The 18,424-nt window shown below is 68.8% G+C and carries 17 protein-coding genes; 5 read left to right on the forward strand and 12 right to left on the reverse strand.

Annotation, left to right across the window (positions count from 1 at the left end; genetic code table 11):
* Nucleotides 1-40: 40 nt before the first annotated feature.
* Nucleotides 41-2,581, reverse strand: coding sequence for a sensor histidine kinase (locus tag NV348_RS05195; RefSeq protein WP_447145954.1), 2,541 nt, complete (start codon nt 2,579-2,581; stop codon nt 41-43).
* Nucleotides 2,578-2,742, reverse strand: coding sequence for a hypothetical protein (locus NV348_RS05200; protein WP_447145955.1), 165 nt, complete (start codon nt 2,740-2,742; stop codon nt 2,578-2,580). Before NV348_RS05200 ends, NV348_RS05195 begins: the two co-directional genes overlap by 4 nt.
* Nucleotides 2,743-3,025: 283 nt before the next feature.
* On the opposite strand from NV348_RS05200, the gene NV348_RS05205 reads away from it, so the two are divergent.
* The 5 genes from NV348_RS05205 to NV348_RS05225 are packed head-to-tail and all read left to right on the forward strand — an operon-like array spanning nt 3,026 to nt 7,883.
* On the forward strand, nt 3,026-3,109 hold the full coding sequence (locus NV348_RS05205; protein WP_110035904.1) for a potassium-transporting ATPase: 84 nt from the start codon (nt 3,026-3,028) through the stop codon (nt 3,107-3,109).
* Nucleotides 3,106-3,192 carry a potassium-transporting ATPase subunit F gene (locus NV348_RS05210; RefSeq protein WP_268241456.1) on the forward strand — a complete coding sequence of 29 codons (87 nt, stop codon included), beginning with the start codon at nt 3,106-3,108 and terminating at the stop codon, nt 3,190-3,192. The genes NV348_RS05205 and NV348_RS05210 overlap by 4 nt, the downstream gene beginning before the upstream one ends.
* Nucleotides 3,193-4,863: a potassium-transporting ATPase subunit KdpA gene (gene kdpA, locus NV348_RS05215; protein WP_447145956.1), complete on the forward strand. Its 1,671-nt coding sequence runs from the start codon at nt 3,193-3,195 to the stop codon at nt 4,861-4,863. It abuts the gene before it with no gap.
* A 1-nt stretch (nt 4,864) separates the two neighbouring features.
* Nucleotides 4,865-7,012 (forward strand): potassium-transporting ATPase subunit KdpB, encoded by a 2,148-nt coding sequence (kdpB, locus tag NV348_RS05220; protein WP_447145957.1) that lies wholly within the window; start codon nt 4,865-4,867, stop codon nt 7,010-7,012.
* A 1-nt stretch (nt 7,013) separates the two neighbouring features.
* Complete coding sequence (locus tag NV348_RS05225; RefSeq protein WP_447145958.1) at nt 7,014-7,883, forward strand: potassium-transporting ATPase subunit C; 870 nt, start codon at nt 7,014-7,016, stop codon at nt 7,881-7,883.
* A 48-nt stretch (nt 7,884-7,931) separates the two neighbouring features.
* Here the strand turns inward: NV348_RS05225 and NV348_RS05230 are convergent, their stop codons facing one another.
* The 10 genes from NV348_RS05230 to NV348_RS05275 all read right to left on the reverse strand — a co-directional run bounded on the left by NV348_RS05230 (nt 7,932) and on the right by NV348_RS05275 (nt 18,203).
* Nucleotides 7,932-10,076 (reverse strand): amylo-alpha-1,6-glucosidase, encoded by a 2,145-nt coding sequence (locus NV348_RS05230; RefSeq protein WP_447145959.1) that lies wholly within the window; start codon nt 10,074-10,076, stop codon nt 7,932-7,934.
* Nucleotides 10,073-11,242 carry a glycosyltransferase family 4 protein gene (locus NV348_RS05235; protein ID WP_447150945.1) on the reverse strand — a complete coding sequence of 390 codons (1,170 nt, stop codon included), beginning with the start codon at nt 11,240-11,242 and terminating at the stop codon, nt 10,073-10,075. The genes NV348_RS05230 and NV348_RS05235 overlap by 4 nt, the downstream gene beginning before the upstream one ends.
* A gap of 284 nt (nt 11,243-11,526) precedes the next feature.
* The gene (locus NV348_RS05240; protein ID WP_447145960.1) at nt 11,527-13,014 is read right to left on the reverse strand and encodes a PstS family phosphate ABC transporter substrate-binding protein; all 1,488 of its coding nucleotides are present in this window, start codon (nt 13,012-13,014) and stop codon (nt 11,527-11,529) included.
* A gap of 96 nt (nt 13,015-13,110) precedes the next feature.
* Nucleotides 13,111-14,148, reverse strand: coding sequence for a PHP domain-containing protein (locus NV348_RS05245; RefSeq protein ID WP_447145961.1), 1,038 nt, complete (start codon nt 14,146-14,148; stop codon nt 13,111-13,113).
* A 5-nt stretch (nt 14,149-14,153) separates the two neighbouring features.
* On the reverse strand, nt 14,154-14,735 hold the full coding sequence (locus NV348_RS05250; protein WP_447145962.1) for a dihydrofolate reductase family protein: 582 nt from the start codon (nt 14,733-14,735) through the stop codon (nt 14,154-14,156).
* Nucleotides 14,736-14,798: 63 nt separating this feature from the next.
* Entirely contained in the window at nt 14,799-15,659 is an 861-nt protein-coding gene (gene mutM, locus NV348_RS05255) for a bifunctional DNA-formamidopyrimidine glycosylase/DNA-(apurinic or apyrimidinic site) lyase (RefSeq protein WP_447145963.1), read from the reverse strand.
* Between the two features lie 76 nt (nt 15,660-15,735).
* A complete protein-coding gene (gene rnc / locus NV348_RS05260) occupies nt 15,736-16,470 on the reverse strand; it encodes a ribonuclease III (protein WP_447145964.1) in 735 nt (244 codons plus the stop codon).
* Between the two features lie 3 nt (nt 16,471-16,473).
* Entirely contained in the window at nt 16,474-16,656 is a 183-nt protein-coding gene (gene rpmF / locus NV348_RS05265) for a 50S ribosomal protein L32 (RefSeq protein ID WP_138447171.1), read from the reverse strand.
* Nucleotides 16,657-16,658: 2 nt separating this feature from the next.
* Nucleotides 16,659-17,342: a YceD family protein gene (locus NV348_RS05270; protein ID WP_447145965.1), complete on the reverse strand. Its 684-nt coding sequence runs from the start codon at nt 17,340-17,342 to the stop codon at nt 16,659-16,661.
* Nucleotides 17,343-17,429: 87 nt separating this feature from the next.
* Nucleotides 17,430-18,203 (reverse strand): DivIVA domain-containing protein, encoded by a 774-nt coding sequence (locus NV348_RS05275; protein WP_447145966.1) that lies wholly within the window; start codon nt 18,201-18,203, stop codon nt 17,430-17,432.
* Nucleotides 18,204-18,424 lie beyond the last annotated feature (221 nt).

The raw sequence follows: 18,424 nt of genomic DNA on the forward strand, positions 1-18,424 counted from the left end.
CCGGGCGTACCGGCCCGATCTGGGGCGAGTGCCGATGCGGTCATCGGTCAGTCTCGTCGGATCCGGGCCCGCTGTCATCGTCCGTGGTCGGCGCGGCGCCGGCCGACGGCAGGTCGACGAGCATCGTCAGCCCACCGCCGGGCGTCGGCTCGGCATGCACGCTGCCGCCCATCGCCTCGACGAAACCGCGCACCACCGAAAGTCCGAGGCCGACGCCGGTCGTGTTGTCACGGTCACCGAGCCGCTGGAACGGCTCGAACAGCTGTTCCTCGGTGCCCGCGGGAACACCGGGCCCGACATCGATGACGGCGATCGCCACCCGGTCACCGTCGTGTTCGGCGGTGACCCGCACCGGCGTCTCGCGCCCGGAGTGCCGCAGCGCGTTGTCGATCAGGTTGGCCAGCACCCGTTCGAGCAGGCCGCTGTCGGCGAGCACGGAGACCTCGCCGACCTCCACCTTCACCCGGTCCATCGCCGCTCTGCGGAGTCCGCGGGTGCCCATACCGACGCTGACCAGCGCGCGATGCACCGCCTCGTCCATGTACACCTGCCGCAACTGCGGGGTGACGACGCCCACGGCCAACCGCGAGGAGTCGAGCAGATTGCCCACCAGCGCGGTCAGCTGGTCGACCGACTCCTCGATCGCCTCCAGCAGCTCACCGGTGTCCTCGGCCGAGAACTCGATATCGTCGCTGCGCAGACTGGATACGGCCGCCTTCGCCCCGGCGAGCGGGGTGCGCAGATCGTGGCTGACCGCCGAGAGCAGGGCTCGGCGCAACCGGTCCGCCTCGAGCAGCGCCGCGGCCGCACTGGCCTCCTCGGCCAGCTTGGCCTGCCGCACCAGCCCGACCGCCTGATTGGCGACGGCATTGAGCACCGGCCGATCGGCGGAGTCGATCGCCCGGCCCGACAACAGCAGATGGCTCTGTGCGTCACCCGCCTCGATGACGGTCTCGGCCGCGGACCGCCGCATCGGCGGCTCCTCCCCCACCGTGGCGACGATCTGGTCACCGCACTGCACACTCACCGCGCGCTGCCCGTAGGTCTCGCGCACCTGCTCGAGCAGATTCGGCAGGTCCGCGCCGTGCAGCACCGACCCGGCGAACATCGTCAGCAGCTCCGCTTCACGGGAGGCCTTGCGCGCCTGCGACGTCCGTTTGGCCGCGACGTCGACCAGGGCCGCGACGGCGACAGCGACGATGAGCAACACGACGACAGTGACGAAGTTGTCCGGCTCGGCGATGGTGAAGCTGTATCGCGGGTCGGTGTAGAACCAATTCAGCAGCAATCCCGACAACAGCGCCGACAGCCCCGCGGGGATCACACCGCCGAACAAGGCCACCGCGACCACACCGACGAAGAACATGGCGCTGAGCCCGCCCAGCTGCAGCCAGCCGTCGAGAAACAGCCCGCAGACCACGCTCACCAGTACCGGCACCACGACCGCCGCCAGCCACACGGTGACCCGGCGACGCGGGCGCAGCCAATGCCTGCGCACACCCCGGTTGGCTTCCTCGTGGGTCACCATGTGGACATCGATCTTGCCCGAGCGCTGCACGACGGTGGAACCGATGCCCTCGTCGAGCATCCTGGCCCACCGGGACCGGCGGGACGTGCCGAGCACCAGCTGCGTGGCATTGACCTCCCGTGCGAAATCGAGCAACGCGGTCGGAACGTCGTCGCCGGTGACCGTGTGCAGCGATGCGTCGAGGCCGGCAGCGAGTTCACGCAGCTTGGCCATCCGCTCGGTCGACACCCCGACCAGACCGTCCCCGCGCACCACGTGCACCACCACCAGGTCGGCGCTGGATTTGGACGCGATCCGCCCGGCCCGGCGCACCACGGTCTCCGATTCGGGACCGCCGGTCACCGCGACGATCACCCGTTCGCGCGCCTCCCACAGTTCGGTGATCTTGTGGTCGGCCCGGTACTTCGCGAGCGCCGCGTCCACCTGGTCGGCCAGCCACAGCAGCGCGAGTTCGCGCAGCGCGGTCAGATTGCCGGGGCGGAAGTAGTTGCGCAGCGCGGCGTCGACCTTGTCGGCGGCGTAGACGTTGCCGTGGGAGAGCCTGCGCCGCAACGCCTCCGGCGTGAGGTCGACCAGCTCCACCTGATCGGCGGCGCGGACCACCGCGTCGGGCAGGGTCTCGCGCTGCTCGATGCCGGTGATCTGCTGGACGACGTCGTTGAGGCTCTCCAGGTGCTGCACGTTCACCGTCGAGATGACGTCGATGCCCGCGTCGAGCAGCTGCTCCACATCCTGCCAGCGCTTCTCGTGGACGCTGCCCGGCGCGTTGGTGTGCGCCAGCTCGTCGACGAGCACCACCGCGGGCCTGCGGGCCAGCACGGCGTCGACGTCGAGTTCGGGCAGCTCGGTCCCCCGATAGGAGACCAGCTTCGGCGCGATCCGCTCGATGCCTTCCAGCAGTTCGGCGGTCTTTTTCCGGCCGTGCGTCTCCACCACGGCGGCGACCACGTCGCGGCCGCGTTCGGACCGCCGGTGCGCCTCGCCGAGCATGGCGTAGGTCTTGCCGACGCCCGGCGCCGCACCGAGGTAGATGCGCAGTTGTCCGCGTTTCACCTGCCCATCATCGCGTGCCTGCGCTCCGTCGCCGGAGGGCGCACCGGCAGAACACCGACGGTCACCATCGGCGTGTGCGAGGCGTTGAGCCGGCCGAGCACCCGGATCAGCAGCAGCGACCCGACGAAACCGAGGATCACCGCAAGAGTCACAACAGACACCGCGATCTCACTTTCCCTGAACACGTGGACCGGCGGCGTCCCTCGCCCGGCCGGTGCCCCATTGTGTCTCGCCCGGTCGGCGCCTGAGCTCGATCTTTACGGCCTGTTGACGGCTATCGGCCCGGCCTTGACGGCATCCTCACACCCGCCGCGCGGCCGGGCGTCAACAGCCCGTAAAGGCCGTGCCGCCCAGCGCAAAGGAGTCGTAAGGAAACCACGCCGAGCCCCGTTCCGGCGTTTCACTCACCTAGGCGCTCCACCTCGGAGCGCAAGGAGGTTGGAAATGTCTGTCGTGGTGTTCACGGTGCTCACCGTGGCGATCTTCGCGCTGCTGGGCGTGATCCAGCGAGGGGTGGAGAAGCTGTGATCGCGAACCTTGTCGGTCTGGCTCTGGCCATCCTCGTCGCCGTGTACATGGTCGCGGCGCTGCTCTTCCCCGAGAGGTTCTAGGTGAACACGACAACAGCGGGGATCGCGTTCGTCGCGGCCCTGGTCATCACGCTGGCCCTGGTGCACGTGCCGCTCGGCGACTACATGTACCGGGTCTACAGCAGCGACAAGCACTCCCGCGCCGAGCGGCTGATCTACCGCGCCATCGGCGCGAAACCCGAAGTCGAGCAGACCTGGCCGGTCTACGCCCGCAGTGTGCTGGCGTTCTCGGCGGTGGGCATCCTGTTCCTGTTCTTCTTCCAGCTGGTGCAGGGCGCGCTGCCACTGCACCTGAACGACCCCGGCACCGAGATGACCCCGGCGCTGGCCTGGAACACCGCCGTCAGCTTCGTCACCAACACGAACTGGCAGAACTACTCCGGCGAGTCCACCCAGGGTCACCTGGTGCAGATGGCCGGGCTGGCGGTGCAGAACTTCGTCTCCGCGGCCGTCGGCATGGCGGTGGCGGTGGCGCTGGTGCGCGGTTTCGCCCGCCGCCACACCGGTGAGCTCGGCAACTTCTGGGTGGACCTGGTGCGCGGCACGCTGCGGATCCTGCTGCCGATCGCCTTCGTCTTCGCCATCGCGCTGGTCGCGGGCGGTGTCATCCAGAACTTCCACCTGCACGATCAGGTCGCGCAGACCGTCGGCGGCGCCCAGCAGACGCTCACCGGCGGGCCGGTCGCCAGCCAGGAGGTCATCAAGGAACTCGGCACCAACGGCGGCGGCTTCTACAACGTCAACTCCGCGCATCCGTTCGAGAACGCGAGCACCTGGACGAACTTCCTGGAGATCTTCCTGCTGATGGTGATCGCCTTCTCGCTGCCGCGCACGTTCGGCCGGATGGTCGGCAGCACCAAGCAGGGATACGCGATCGTGGCGGTGATGGGCACCATCGCGCTCACCAGCGTCACGCTGACCAACCTGTTCCAGCTCCAGCACCACGGCACGGTCCCGACCGCGATCGGCGCGTCCATGGAGGGCGTGGAAACCCGCTTCGGCGTCGCGAATTCGGCCACCTTCGGCGCGGCGACGACGCTCACCTCCACCGGTGCCGTCGACTCGTTCCACGATTCCTACACCAGCCTGGGCGGCATGATGCTGCTGTTCAACATGCAGCTGGGCGAGGTTGCCCCCGGCGGCGTCGGCTCCGGCCTCTACGGCATGCTGATCCTGGCCGTGATCACGGTATTCGTGGCAGGTCTGATGGTCGGCCGCACGCCCGAGTACCTGGGCAAGAAGATCACTCCGCGCGAGATCAAGCTCGCGGCGTCGTACTTCCTGGTGAGCCCGCTGATCGTGCTGATCGGCACGTCCATCGCGATGGCACTGCCCGGCCAGCGCGCGGGCATGCTCAACTCGGGGCCGCACGGTCTCTCGGAAGTGCTGTACGCCTTCACCTCCGCGGCCAACAACAACGGTTCCGCCTTCGCCGGTCTCACCGGCAACACCGAGTGGTTCAACACCGCGCTCGGCCTGGCGATGGTATTCGGCCGGTTCCTGCCGATCATCTTCGTGCTGGCGCTGGCCGGTTCGCTGGCCCAACAGGGCACCACTCCCGCGTCGATCGGCACGCTGCCGACGCACCGGCCGCAGTTCGTCGGCATGGTCGTCGGCGTGACCGTGATCCTGGTCGCGCTCACCTTCCTGCCCGCTCTCGCGCTCGGGCCGCTCGCCGAAGGAATTCACTGAAATGACCAGTCCCACACTCGAAACACCGGCCGCACCGCGGCCCGAGCACCGGACCAAGGGCGTACAGAAGGGCGTCCTGGATCCGAAGCTGCTGCTCACCTCGCTCCCGGACGCGCTGCGCAAGCTCGACCCGCGCACGCTGTGGAAGAACCCCGTGATGCTGATCGTGGAGATCGGCGCGGCGTGGTCGACCATTCTCGCGATCGCCGACCCCAGCTTCTTCGCCTGGGCGGTCGTCGTCTGGCTGTGGCTCACCGTCGTTTTCGCGAATCTGGCCGAGGCCGTCGCCGAGGGACGCGGCAAGGCGCAGGCCGACACGCTGCGAAAGGCCAAGACCGACACCGTCGCCCGCCGTCTGGCCGACTGGACCCCCGGCGGCCGCATCGTCGAGGAGCGCGTCGCCGCACCCGACCTGCGCCGCGGTGACCACGTGGTGGTCGAGGCCGGTCAGGTCATCCCCGGCGACGGTGACGTCGTCGAAGGCATCGCCTCGGTCGACGAATCGGCCATCACCGGCGAATCCGCCCCGGTCATCCGCGAATCCGGCGGCGACCGGTCGGCCGTCACCGGCGGCACCACGGTGCTCTCGGACCGGATCGTCGTGCGGATCACCCAGGAGCCGGGCGCCAGCTTCATCGACAAGATGATCGCGCTGGTCGAAGGTGCCAGCCGGCAGAAGACACCGAACGAGATCGCGCTCAACATCCTGCTGGCCGCGCTCACGATCATTTTCGTGTTCGCGGTGACCACGCTGCAGCCGCTGGCGATCTTCGCCAAGTCGAACAACCCCGGCGTGCCGGATACTTCGGCGCTGGACGTCCACGGCATCACCGGCATCGTGATGGTCTCGCTGCTGGTCTGCCTCATCCCGACCACCATCGGCGCGCTGCTCTCGGCGATCGGCATCGCCGGGATGGACCGGCTCGTGCAGCGCAATGTGCTGGCCATGTCGGGTCGTGCGGTCGAGGCGGCGGGCGATGTGAACACCCTGCTGCTCGACAAGACCGGCACCATCACCCTCGGCAACCGGCAGGCCGCCGAATTCGTGCCGATGCCGGGCATCCCCGACGACGAGCTCGCCGACGCGGCGCAGCTGTCCAGCCTCGCCGACGAGACGCCGGAGGGCCGCTCGATCGTCGTGTTCGCCAAGCAGACGTTCAACAAGCGGGAACGGTCGGCCGGCGAGCTGCCGGGTGCGACCTGGGTGGAATTCACCGCGCAGACCCGGATGTCGGGCGTCGATCTCGCCGACGGGCACCAGCTGCGCAAGGGGGCAGCCGGTGCCGTCACCGAATGGGTTCGCGCCCAGGGTGGTTCGGTGCCCGAGCAGGCCGCGGTGATCGTCGACGGCATCTCCGCCTCCGGTGGTACGCCGCTGGTGGTCGGTGAGGTCAAGGACGGCACACCCCGGCTGCTGGGCGTCATCCACCTCAAGGACGTCGTCAAGCACGGCATGCGGGAACGCTTCGACGAGATGCGCCGCATGGGTATCCGCACGGTGATGATCACCGGCGACAATCCGTTGACCGCCAAGGCGATCGCCGACGAGGCGGGCGTGGACGACTTCCTCGCCGAGGCCACGCCGGAGGACAAGCTCGCCCTGATCAAGTCCGAACAGGACGGCGGCCGCCTGGTCGCGATGACCGGTGACGGCACCAACGACGCCCCCGCCCTGGCCCAGGCCGACGTGGGCGTGGCGATGAACACCGGCACCTCGGCCGCCAAAGAGGCGGGCAACATGGTCGATCTGGATTCGGACCCGACCAAGCTGATCGAGATCGTCGAGATCGGCAAGCAGTTGCTGATCACCCGCGGCGCGCTGACCACGTTCTCCATCGCCAACGACATCGCCAAGTACTTCGCCATCATTCCGGCGTTGTTCGTGGCGCTGTTCCCCGGCCTGGACGCGATCGACATCATGCGCCTGGCCAGCCCGCAGTCGGCGATCCTGTCCGCGGTCATCTTCAACGCGATCATCATCGTGGCGCTGATTCCGCTGGCGCTGCGCGGTGTCAACTACCGGCCGAGCAATGCCTCGACGTTGTTGAGCCGCAATCTGACGATCTACGGCCTCGGCGGCATCATCGCGCCATTCCTCGGCATCAAGATCATCGACCTGCTCGTCCAACTCCTCCCCGGGATGTCCTGAAATGCGTATGTCAACCTGGATCCGCCAGCACCTGGCCGCCCTGCGCGCCCTGCTCGTGCTGACCGTGATCACCGGAATCGTCTACCCCGTCGCGGTTTTCGCGGTGGCTCAGCTGCCGGGACTGAACGACAAAGCCGACGGCTCGCTGATCGAGCGGGACGGGGAACTGGTGGGCTCCAGCCTGATCGGGCAGTCGTTCACCGACGCCGACGGCAATGCCATGACGCAGTACTTCCAGAGCCGTCCGTCGGCCGCCGGCGACGGCTACGACCCGCTGTCCACCGCCGCGAGCAATCTCGGCCCGGAGGACATCGTCGACACGACCGCCCGCACCAGTCTGCTCACGACCGTGTGCACCCGCTCGAAGGAGGTCGGCGACCGTGAGGGGGTCGACGGCGCCCGCCAGTTCTGCACGAAAGACGGTGTCGGCGCGGTGCTCTCGGTGATCGGCCCGCGCGACGCCGACGGCGATGTGTCGCGGCCGGTGCAGGTCGTCAGTGTGAACGAGCTCTGCCCGGCGCAGCCGTTCCTGGCGACCTTCCGCGGCGTGACCGTGGCGTGCGCGAAGGAGGGCGAGGACTACTCGGTCGGCCGGATCATCCCGATCCTCGGCGACGCCCCGGCCGAAGCGGCGGTGCCCGCCGACGCGGTCACCGCGAGCGGCAGCGGCCTGGACCCGCACATCTCCCCCGAGTACGCGGCCATCCAGGTCGAGCGGGTGGCGAAGGCTCGCGGCATCACGGGCGATCAGGTGCGTGAGCTGATCGCGGCCCACACTGCCGGCCGCACGCTCGGGTTCCTCGGTGAGCCTCGGGTGAATGTCGTCGAGCTCAATCTCGCTCTGGACGACCGGTTCCCCGTCCGCGACTGAGTGCCGAGCCGGGGCCGGATCCACCACGGATCCGGCCCCGGTGTCGTGCTAGGACTCCTCGTCGGTGATCAGCGCCCACCCCTCGGGCAGCCCGGTCACCGTCACCGCCGACCCGCAGACCTCGAGGTCGACGGTGGCGTCACCGAGCCGGAACTCCGAGAGCCGCACACAGCCCCACGACTGCGGTACCTGCGGCCGCACGGTCAGGACCTTGGCGGGCACATCGGGGTCGAGCCCGAGGAACGAGCGCACGAGCAGCAGCGGTGCGGCACTGGCCCACGCCTGCGGCGAGCACGAGGTGGGATAGGGCACCGGCGCCGCGAAGCGGGCACGCGGGAAACCGCAGAACAGCTCGGGCAGCCTGCCGTCGAACGCGGCGGCGGCGTCGAGCAATCCGGCCGACAGCTTCGTCGCCAGTGCCACCGCTCCCGGCACGTGCTGGTACCGCATCAGCCCGGCGACCGCGATCGCGGTGTCGTGCGGCCACACCGACCCGCAGTGATAGCTCATCGGGTTGTAGGCGCCCATGGTCGAGGCCAGCGTGCGCAGGCCGAAGCCCGAATCCATCTCGGCCTTGGCCAGGTTCGCGATCAGGATCTCGGCGTGTTCGTCGGTGGCGATCCCCGACCACAGGCAGTGCGCCGCATTGCTGGTCAGCGCGTCGACCTGACGCTTGCTGCCGTCCAAGGCCACGGCGTACCAGCCGCATTGGGGTAGCCAGAACTGTTCGGCGAACTTCGTCCGCAGCTCGGCGGCCCGCTCGCGCATCCGGGTAGCCAGCGCCGGATCGTCGAACTGATCGGCCAGCTCCGCCCGGGCCAGATACGCCGCGTACACGTACCCCTGCACCTCGCACAGCGCGATCGGGGCCTGCGCGATATGCCCTGCGGCGTCGTTGATCCCGTCGAAACTGTCCTTCCAGCCCTGGTTGATCAGCCCGCGATCGGTGGCGCGCACGTACTCGACGAACCCGTCGTCGTCGCGGTCGCCGAAATCGGTGATCCAGCCGATCGCGGCGTCGGCCGCGGGCAGCAGGGTGGCGATCGAGGCCGGGTCGGCGCCCCAGCGCAGGCACTCGGCCAGCAGCATCACGAACAGCGGTGTGGCATCGACGGTTCCGTAGTAGATCTGCCCGCCGAGCACCTGCCCGACCGAGGGGCCGCGCCGCATCTCGTGCATGATCCGGCCCGGTTCCTCCTCCACCAGCGGATCAACCGTCTGGCCCTGCAATTCGGCCAGCTGCTGCAGTGTGCCCAGGGCGAGATCGGTCTCCAGCGGCAGCGACATCCACGCGGTGAGCAGCGAGTCCCGGCCGAACAGCGTCATGAACCAGGGCGCGCCCGCGGCGACGAACGGCCGGCCCGTGCCGGAATCGGTGTGGATCTGCAATGCGCCCAGATCACTCTCGCTGCGGCGCAGGATCTGGTTGAGCAGCCCGGAATCGGCGCTGATGTCGGTGGCGGTGGCCCGCCAGGCCTGGATCTTGCGCACCGGCTCACTCGCCCGGTAGCGCTCGCCGGGGGTGCCCTGGGTCTGCGGGCGCTGCGCGGCACCCGCCGGTTGCGCGGTGATCTCGGTCTGCCAGCGGCCACCCGCGGGCACGACGACGCGCCAGATCATGGTGCCGGGCAGCACCATCGGCTCGACCGTCGAGGTGAGCGCGAGCCCGCGCGACAGGTCGGCCCGGTCATGCAGCAGCAGTTCGCCGTCGGAGGTCGTCATCTCCGCGCGGCGCCCGCCCATCCGGCCTTCCTTCACCGAGAACAGGTCGACGAAATCGGCGTCGACGTGCAGCTCGAGCACCACCGCGGTGGCCTCGCGGCTCATGTTCTCCAGGGTGATCAGCTCGTGCATACCCTCGGCGACGAGCCGGTCGCGCACGACCAGCAGGGTGCTGTCGGCCCGGCCCTGTTGCGGCGGCCTGCGCAGCACGAACCGCCCGGCGAAGGCCTCCGGGCTGAGCACCGACAGCGGCTCGGGCCGCTTGCCGTCGATCATCAGCTCCCAGCGCGAGATCACCCGCGCGTCACGGAAGAACAGGCCCTGTGGCTTGCCTGGCTCGATGTCACCGAGCCGGTCGGACAGGCAGAAGGTGCCGCCTTCGACGAGGGTGACATTGCCGCCGTTGCCGCCGAGCCCCGCGGGTTCCCCCGCGTTGAGCGGGCTCGGCGGCGACGCGTTGTTCAGGCTCATCGGCGCCCGCTGACCGCCGCCCCGACGGGCATCGGCAATGTGAAGGCGTTGCCGTAGCCGATCGTGGTGCGGGCCAACAATTGCCGGTACACCTGCTCGTAGCCGCCACCGAGAGTGTCGGCGCCGAAGTTCGCCTCCACGTGCGCCCGGCAGGCCGCCGGATCGAACGTCGCGACTTCGGCGATGGCGGCGGGCAGTTCGTCCGGTTCCTCGCAGATGCGCCCGGTGACGCCGTCGACCACGACCTCGGCCACCGCACCACCGCGCAACGCGACCACCGGCGTTCCACAGACCATCGACTCGATCATCACCATGCCGAACGGCTCCTCCCAGCGAATGGGGAACAGCAGACACCGTGCTCCGGACAACAGTTTACGCTTGGCCGCCGCGTCGGCGAGGCCGAAAACGTGATCGGCATCGGTCAGCCGTGGTCGCACGTACTCCTCGAAGTAGGCCTTCTCCGGTGGCTCGGAGCACTTGCCCGCCAGGATGAGCGGGATGCCCGCCGCGTGCGCGGCGTCGAGGGCCAGATGCGGGCCCTTGTCCATCGTGAAGCGGCCGAGGAACAGCGCGTACTCCTGCTTCTCGGTCACGAACGGCCACATGTCCGGCCGCAACGCGTTGTGCACGCGGCCCGCCCACGGCAGCTCGGGCGCGAGTTCGCGCTGCCGGTCGCTGATCGCGACGAGCGAGCATTCCTCGCCCAGTTCGCGGTAGTAGCGGTAGCAGTCGTCCTGCACCGGCCCGTGCACGGTGACCACGGTCGGCAGGCCCAGATTGGCGTACGCCGGGGCGTTGAGCGGGCCGGCGAAGGTGTGATCGTGCACCAGGTCGATGCCTTGGGTCTCGGCCAGGCGCTCGATCGCGCGGCGCACGCGCAGCGCGTGCACCACCTCGGGGAACGGATCGCCGAGTCGTTCCGGCACGATCCGGTCCCAGAGCGGGACGAAATCCGCCTTGGTGCCCGGTTCGCCCGCACCGAACAGGGTGACGTGATGGCCGCGCTCACAGAGCGAATCGACCAGATCGGCGACTACGGCCTCGACACCGCCGTAGGCCTTCGGGGGTACATCGAAATACGGTGGAACCACCATCGCGATCCGCAGTGGGCCACCGTTGTGCTCGATCGAATAGAGATCGGACGTGGAGAACCCGGTCGGCGACATTGCCGACGTATCTGCACTCATGACCTTCCTTCCAGGGACACAACCTCGCAACACTTGCGCGAACAAGAGATGGCCGCCTCGGCGGAGGTGGAGACGAGAGCTTCACCGCCGTCCATGGGGCATGGTTGGCCTGGCCAAGCGGGAAACGCACCACGCGGGTGCCCGCCTGAACAGAGGGGCCGTAGTGGAACGTACCCCGCTACCGGGGAGTAAACCAGTGGTTTGCTGGCAAAACATGTCGGCGATTGCCTGACGAGACAGGAGATTACGCCGTCAGAGGCGGTCTACGGCGTACAGAATTTCGGTTCGACCGGGTCGACGCACGGGATGTTGCCGAACTCGGTCATGGTGAGCCTGGCCTTACCCCGGGTCAGGTAGTCGAGAAACTGCGCGACCAGCGAATCACCGGCGATCGGACCGTGAGTGTAGGCGTACTCGACACCGGTGAACCGGTAGGCGCCGGACCGGATCGTCTCGGGTGTCGGACTCACCCCGTCGATCGTGACCGCCGCGACCTGGTCGTCGACGACCGAAGTCTCCAGATACCCCACCGCGCCAGGCATTTTGGCAACGAACGTAGCCACTTCGTCGGTGACGTCGACCTCGCATTGTTCGCCACCCGCGGCCATGCCGATGCAGCTGGTGTAGCGGAACACCTTGCGGTTGTCCTCGAGCAGACGCGATTCCAGCGCGCGCCGGGTGCCCGAACCCGCCGTCCGGTCGATCAGGACCACCGGCAGATCGGGTCCGCCGATCTGGTTCCAGTTCTTGATGTTTCCGCGGTACAGGTCCCGGACCTGCTGGGTCGAGACGTCTTTCACGCCGACACCGGGATGCACCACCAGCGAGAACGAGCCACGCGCCAGCGGGAGTTCGGTGAGCGCCTCGAACGAGGTGCCCTTGGCGCCGTCGCCGATCGCAAGCATGCCCGTGGTCGGCCCGGCCTTGGTAATCGTGCGCAGGCCGGGCTCGGTGCCGGCAAAGTCGAAGGTGAATCGCGCTCCGGTGCAGGTCTTCTCGTAGTTCTGCGCGGCCTTGCGGATCATCGGCGCCATCGCGGTCGATCCGACTATCGTCAGCTCGCCCGCGGCGCAGTCGCGCGGCGGTGGGTCGCCGCGCAGCACGGTGGCCAGCAACTGCACCATCACCACCAGGGCGAGGAACACGCTCAGCCCGAGCAGCGCGGGTTCGCGCCGGGAGCGGCTGGTGGTCTCGACGAATCGCCCGCCCTTGAGACTGCCCGCCGTGGTCACCACCTTCGCCGCGTTGATGTCCTGCGGATCGGGCGCCGGACCCGCGAGCACCGCCAGCACCTTGTAGTGCTCACCGCGTTCGAGCCGTTCGCTCGGCAGCACGATCCGCGCGGCATTGTCCGCGCCGACGCCGGCGGCCAGCTCCCGCAGGGCGTCGCTCAGCGCGGTCACCGAGTGCCCGGTGCGGGTGACGCGCTCGGTGACCTCGATCGCCCGGATCGTGTGGTGCGGGAACAGCAGTCGCGGACTCTCGCCGGCGTAGTCGTCGGCCTCGATCACCGTGGAGCCGTAGTTCTCGATCCGGATCAGCACCACCGACACCGGCTGTCCCGCCGAGGTGTCCCCCTGGGCGGCCGTGCCGTTCGGGTCGGCGAGCTGGATCCGGCTGGCCGGCGTATTCATCTGCACGCGATAGCCGAGGCGCTTGCGGCCGACGAAGACGAACTCACGCAGAAACGCGGCCGTCGCTACGAGCAGACCGAGCGTCGACAGCACGATCTCCACCGGGAACTCGCCCATCGGCGCTCCTCCCCCCTCACCCCGGATACCTGTAACCGACTGTCTATCAGGCCGATCCGCGCCCGCGGCGCCCGACGCCGGTTGTTCGGCGAGTCTTCACCCGGCGGTCGTCGCGCACCAGGTCAGCAGCTCGTCGACCGGCCAGGTGTTGATCACCCGGTCGGCGGGGACGCCGTGGGCCAGCGCGCGCTCGCAACCGTAACCCTGCCAGGCCAATTGGCCGGGGGCGTGGGCGTCGGTATCGATGCTGAACTGGCAGCCCATCTCGACGGCGAGGTCGATGAGGCGGCCGGGTGGATCGCGGCGTTCGGGGCGGCTGTTGATCTCCACGGCGGTGCTGTACTTGCGGCAGGCCTCGAAGACGAGTTCGGCGTCGAAGCTGGACTCGGGGCGGGTGCCGCGATTGCCTTCGACCAGGCGGCCGGTGCAGTGACCGAGGATGTCGACATTCGGATTCGCGACGGCATAGACCATGCGTTTGGTCATGGTGGCGCTGTCGTCGCGCAGGTGTGAATGCACGCTGGCGACAACGATATCCAGGCGTTCCAGCAGATCGGCCCGCTGGTCGAGGGTGCCGTCGTCGAGGATGTCGACCTCGATGCCGGTGAGGATGCGGAAGGGTGCCAGCTGCTCCTGGAGGTCGGCGATCACATCGAGCTGGCGCAGCAGCCGGTCGGCGGACAGGCCGTTGGCGACCTTCAGCCGCGGCGAATGATCGGTCAGCGCACAGTATTCATGGCCGAGCGCGGCGGCGACGCCCATCATCTCCGCGATCGGGCTGCCGCCGTCGGACCAGTCCGAGTGGGTGTGCAGGTCACCGCGCAGCAGGGTCCGCAGCGGGTCGCCCGCGGGGGCGATGGGCTGCGCGGCGCCGCGCAGCTCGGCCAGATAGTCGGGAACCGCACCGGCGCAGGCCTGTTCGATGACGGCGGCGGTCTTGGGGCCGATGCCGGGCAGCTCCCGCCAGCTGTGCTCGCTCGCCCGGGTCGCCTGTTCGGACTCCGACAGGCCGGCGACGATATCGGCGGCGCGACGATACGCCTTCACCCGATGGGTCTGCGCGCGTGATCGCTCGAGCCAGAACCCGATCTCGCGCAGGGCCGCCACCGGGCCCGGACCCGCCGCCGACGTCACCCGCGCTACCCGATCCGGCCGTACTTGAGGAACGCGACACCGTCGGCGTACACGCGACTGGTGATCACCCGGAAGCGTTCCGGCTCCGGCAGTTTCGTGCCGCCGCCGAACAGCGGACGACCGGTCCCCAGCACCACCGGATGCAGCTTGAGGAACACCTGATCGATCTCGGGCAGCAGCGTCTGCGCCAGCTCACCACCACCACACAGCCAGATCCCCAGTCCTGCTTCACGTTTCAGCTCCCGCACGGCGGAGATCGGGTCGGCAGAGATCAGCTCGACCCCGGGCGCGGGCGACTCGGGCAGCGTCGTGGACACCACGAACTGCCGCAGGTGCTCGTAGGGACTGGCGGTGCCGGTGCGCACCCCGAAGTCGTGGGTCTTGCGGCCCATGATCACGGTGTCGAAGTAGACGTTGCCCGCCGCGATGCCGCGCGCCTCGCGCACCTTGGTCGGCAGGGTCTCGGGGTACTGCGAAATGATCGCGGGCCCGTGGTCGCCGCCGACCGGGAAGAAGTCCAGGGTCCCGTCCTCGGCGGCGATGAAGCCGTCGATCGTCGATGCCACGAAATAGGTCAGCTTGCGCATAACGTCCTCCTGCACGGACCCGGTCCGATACGACCTGTCAGGAGAAACGGTAGCGCGCCCGGATCAGCGGCGGCGCGGCTTCCGCTGACACTTGGGGCAGGAAAACGACGAGCGATTCATGAATTGTTCGCGGATCAGCAGCGAGCCGCAGCGATCACACGGCTCGTTCTCGCGGCCATAAGCGGCCAGTGACCGGGAGAAATAGCCGGATTCACCGTTCACGTTCACATACAGCGCGTCGAAGGAGGTGCCGCCGACAGCCAGCGCCTCGCTCATGACCGCGGTGACGCCATCGAGCAGCCGGCGCACCACCGGCCGGGTGAGTTCGGCGGCCACCCGGGCGCCGTGCAGACCTGCCCGCCACAGCGCCTCGTCGGCGTAGATGTTGCCGATGCCCGACACCACGGTCTGATCGAGCAGCACCCGCTTGATCTCGGTGTTCTTGGCCCGGATCGCGGCGACCACGGCCTCGGCGTCGAAGCGCGGGTCCAGCGGATCGCGGGCGATGTGGGCGACGGAGTCCGGGACCACGGTGCCGTCGACCTCGACGAGGTCGGCCAGCGCCCAGCCGCCGAAGGTGCGCTGATCGACGAAACGCAGCTCGCTGCCGTCACCGAGGACGGCGCGGATATGTGCGTGCTTCTCGACCGGGGCGTCCGCGGGCTGCACGAGCATCTGCCCGCTCATGCCCAGGTGGACGACCAGCGCGGTGTCCGGCTCATCGAAGGTGAGCCACAGGTACTTGCCGCGACGCTGCGCGCCCTCGATCTTCAGCCCGGTCAGCCGGGCCGCCAGATCCGCCCCACCCGCGACGTGCCTGCGCACGGCCCGCGGATGGGTGACGGTGACGGCGTCGATCGCCCGGCCGACCGCATGATCGGCCAGACCGCGCCGCACTACTTCGACTTCGGGCAGTTCGGGCACGGTCAGGCTGCCTTGCCGCGCAGGCCCTCGAGGGCCTGCGTGGTTATGCTCCGCTGCCGCCGCCGGCCCGCCGTGGTCACGCTTCGGTGACGGAGGATTCGTCGGTGAGTGCCTTGTAGGCGGTGCCCGCGGCCTTCTGCTCGGCTTCCTTCTTGGAGCGGCCGACACCCTGCCCGTACGGACGACCGGCGATCACCGTGGTCGCGGTGAACTCCTTGTTGTGGTCCGGGCCGGTGGAGGTGATCTCGTAGTTGGGCACACCGAGGCCACGCTCGGCGGTGAGCTCCTGCAGGCTGGTCTTCCAGTCCAGACCGGCGCCCATGCGGGGGCCACGCTCGAGCAGTTCGGCGAACAGCCGCAGCACGACGCCACGGGCCACCTCGATGCCGTGCTCGAGATGCACGGCGCCGAGCAGCGACTCCATGCCGTCGGCGAGGATGCTCGGCTTGTCGCGGCCGCCGGTGAGCTCTTCGCCCTTGCCCAGCAGCAGGTACTGACCGAGTCCGCCGTTGCCGAGACCACGCGCCACCTCGGCGAGCGCGTGCATGTTCACCACACTGGCGCGCAACTTCGCGAGCTCACCCTCGGACTTCTCGGGATGCTCGGTGTAGAGCCGTTCGGTGATGCTCAGGCCGAGTACCGAGTCGCCGAGGAACTCGAGGCGCTCGTTGGTCGGCAGACCGCCGTTCTCGTACGCGTACGACCGGTGCGTCAGCGCGAGGCGCAGCAGCTCCGGTCGTACGTCGACACCGAGGGCGGTGAGCAGACTGGCGTGATCGGCCGAGCCTGCAGTGTCTTTGCTGGCTGTCACGAATCAGACAGCGGAAGTGACCTGGCGGCCCTTGTAGGTGCCGCAGGACGGGCACGCGATGTGCGGGAGGGTCTTCTCACCGCAGGCACGGTTCGGGCAGGTGACCAGGGTCGGCGCGACGGCCTTCCACTGGCTGCGCCGCGACCGGGTGTTGGAACGGGACATCCGGCGCTTGGGAACAGCCACGGCTACTTCTCCTCTGTGTTTTCGCTGACCACGTGGGCATCGTTTGCCACGGGAGCGGATCGGTCTGGGGTGGTGGAACCCTCAGCGGGGTCGCCGGTGCCGGGCGCCTCGGCGGCGAAACTCGCCAACTTGGCCCAGCGAGGGTCCAGTATCTCATGCCCATGATCAGGACCCGCAATCGCCATCCGCACACCGCACTCGGGGCACAGGCCCGCACAGTCCGGGGTGCACAGCGGCTGCAGCGGAAGCTCCAGCCCGATGGCGTCGAGGATCACCGGCTCGAGGTCGATGAGGTCGTCTTCCATGCGGTAGACCTCGTCGTCCTCGGTCGTCTGCTCGGTGGTGCTGTCCGGATACGCGAACAGCTCCGTCAGACGAATCTCGACCTGGTCGTCGAACGGCTCGAGGCAGCGCGAGCACTCCCCCACCGTCGGCCCGGACGCCGTGCCGGTGACCAGCACACCCTCCGAGACGGCCTGCAGCTGCAGGTCGAGTTCCACCGCGGCGTCGGCCGGGATGGCGATCAGATCCAGACCCAGCCGCTCATGGTCGGTGACGGTGCGACGCAGCTCCCGCATGGTTCCCGGCCGACGGCCGAGACTGCGGACATCCAGCACGAAGCCCGCGTCGGACACAGGACCACTGGTCTTGTGCGGACGCGAGGGCGAACCGGAAGCGGCGGGCATCACTGACTCACTTACTTCTGAGGGGATTTGGGCAACCACTCAACAGTACGGCAGGACCCCGTCCGAACTCAAAACGCGGGAGTGCGCTCAGCGCCGGTGCTCGGCGGCGTATTCCGGGTATTCGGCGGCCTGACCGCCGCGCATCTGCTGACGGCCGCGAGTGATCGTGCGCCGCGTGGTGTTCAGCGTCTCCTCCATCTCGGCGAGCCTGTTGCCGAAATCGGCCATCTGCTCGTCGACGTAGTCGTCGCATTCGGCGCGCACCCGGTCGGACTCGGCCTGGGCGCTGTCGATCAGGCGCGCCGACTCCGCGTGCGCGGCCCGCACCACCTCGGTCTGGGCGACCAGCCTGGCCTGCTCGGCCTTGCCGTCGGCGACCGAGCGCTCGTAGGAGTCCTTGCCCGCCTGGATGGCCCGGTCGGCGTCGACCTGGGCGCGGCTGGTGAGTTCGTCGTACTCGGCGTTGCCGTCGGCGATGACCTGGTCGGCCTCGGCCTGAGCGGTCGCGACCAGGCGATCGGCGTGCGTGGTGGCCTCGGCGACCATCCGGTCGGCGTGCGCCTTGGCGTCGGCCAGGATGCGGTCGGCCTCGGCGCGGGCCTGCTCGATGGTCGTGCGCGCCTGGTCGTTGGCCGAGGTGACGGTGGCCTCGGCGCCGGTGCGGGCGTCGCCGACGATCTTGTCGCGATGATCGAGGACGTCCTGGGCGTCGTCGAGCTCACCGGGCAGGGCGTCGCGGACATCGTCGAGCAGTTCGAGAACGTCGCCGCGCGGCACGATGCAGCTGCGAGTCGGCGGGATGCCGCGCGCCTCTTCGACGATGGCGACCAGTTCGTCGAGTGCTTCGAATACGCGATACATGCTCACTACCCTCCTGCTTCCTCACGGCGAAACCACTACCGCCGTGGCCCAGTGTGCCCGTCGGCGGCGCGTGTTCCGAATGTCGTCGCGGTGTGTCGCGAGAGTGTCCTAGATCGCACAGATATCAAGTGGAGTGAACCCCTCCACTTCCGCTACCATCGGTAGGCACGACAACGCCGTCCGCCGGGAAGCACTGCACGTTTATTGCTGTTGTACTCCTC

The organism is Nocardia fodinahabitans, from assembly GCF_052983615.1.

Excerpts from the sequence above, each read along its gene's own strand:
- NV348_RS05240 (WP_447145960.1), bottom strand. The coding sequence starts at position 13,014 with ATGGGCGAGTTCCCGGTGGAGATCGTGCTGTCGACGCTCGGTCTGCTC.
- NV348_RS05275 (WP_447145966.1), bottom strand. The coding sequence starts at position 18,203 with ATGTATCGCGTATTCGAAGCACTCGACGAACTGGTCGCCATCGTCGAA.
- NV348_RS05225 (WP_447145958.1), top strand. The coding sequence starts at position 7,014 with ATGCGTATGTCAACCTGGATCCGCCAGCACCTGGCCGCCCTGCGCGCC.
- NV348_RS05270 (WP_447145965.1), bottom strand. The coding sequence starts at position 17,342 with ATGCCCGCCGCTTCCGGTTCGCCCTCGCGTCCGCACAAGACCAGTGGT.
- NV348_RS05235 (WP_447150945.1), bottom strand. The coding sequence starts at position 11,242 with ATGTCGCCGACCGGGTTCTCCACGTCCGATCTCTATTCGATCGAGCAC.
- kdpB (WP_447145957.1), top strand. The coding sequence starts at position 4,865 with ATGACCAGTCCCACACTCGAAACACCGGCCGCACCGCGGCCCGAGCAC.
- NV348_RS05230 (WP_447145959.1), bottom strand. The coding sequence starts at position 10,076 with ATGAGCCTGAACAACGCGTCGCCGCCGAGCCCGCTCAACGCGGGGGAA.
- NV348_RS05205 (WP_110035904.1), top strand. The coding sequence starts at position 3,026 with ATGTCTGTCGTGGTGTTCACGGTGCTCACCGTGGCGATCTTCGCGCTG.
- NV348_RS05250 (WP_447145962.1), bottom strand. The coding sequence starts at position 14,735 with ATGCGCAAGCTGACCTATTTCGTGGCATCGACGATCGACGGCTTCATC.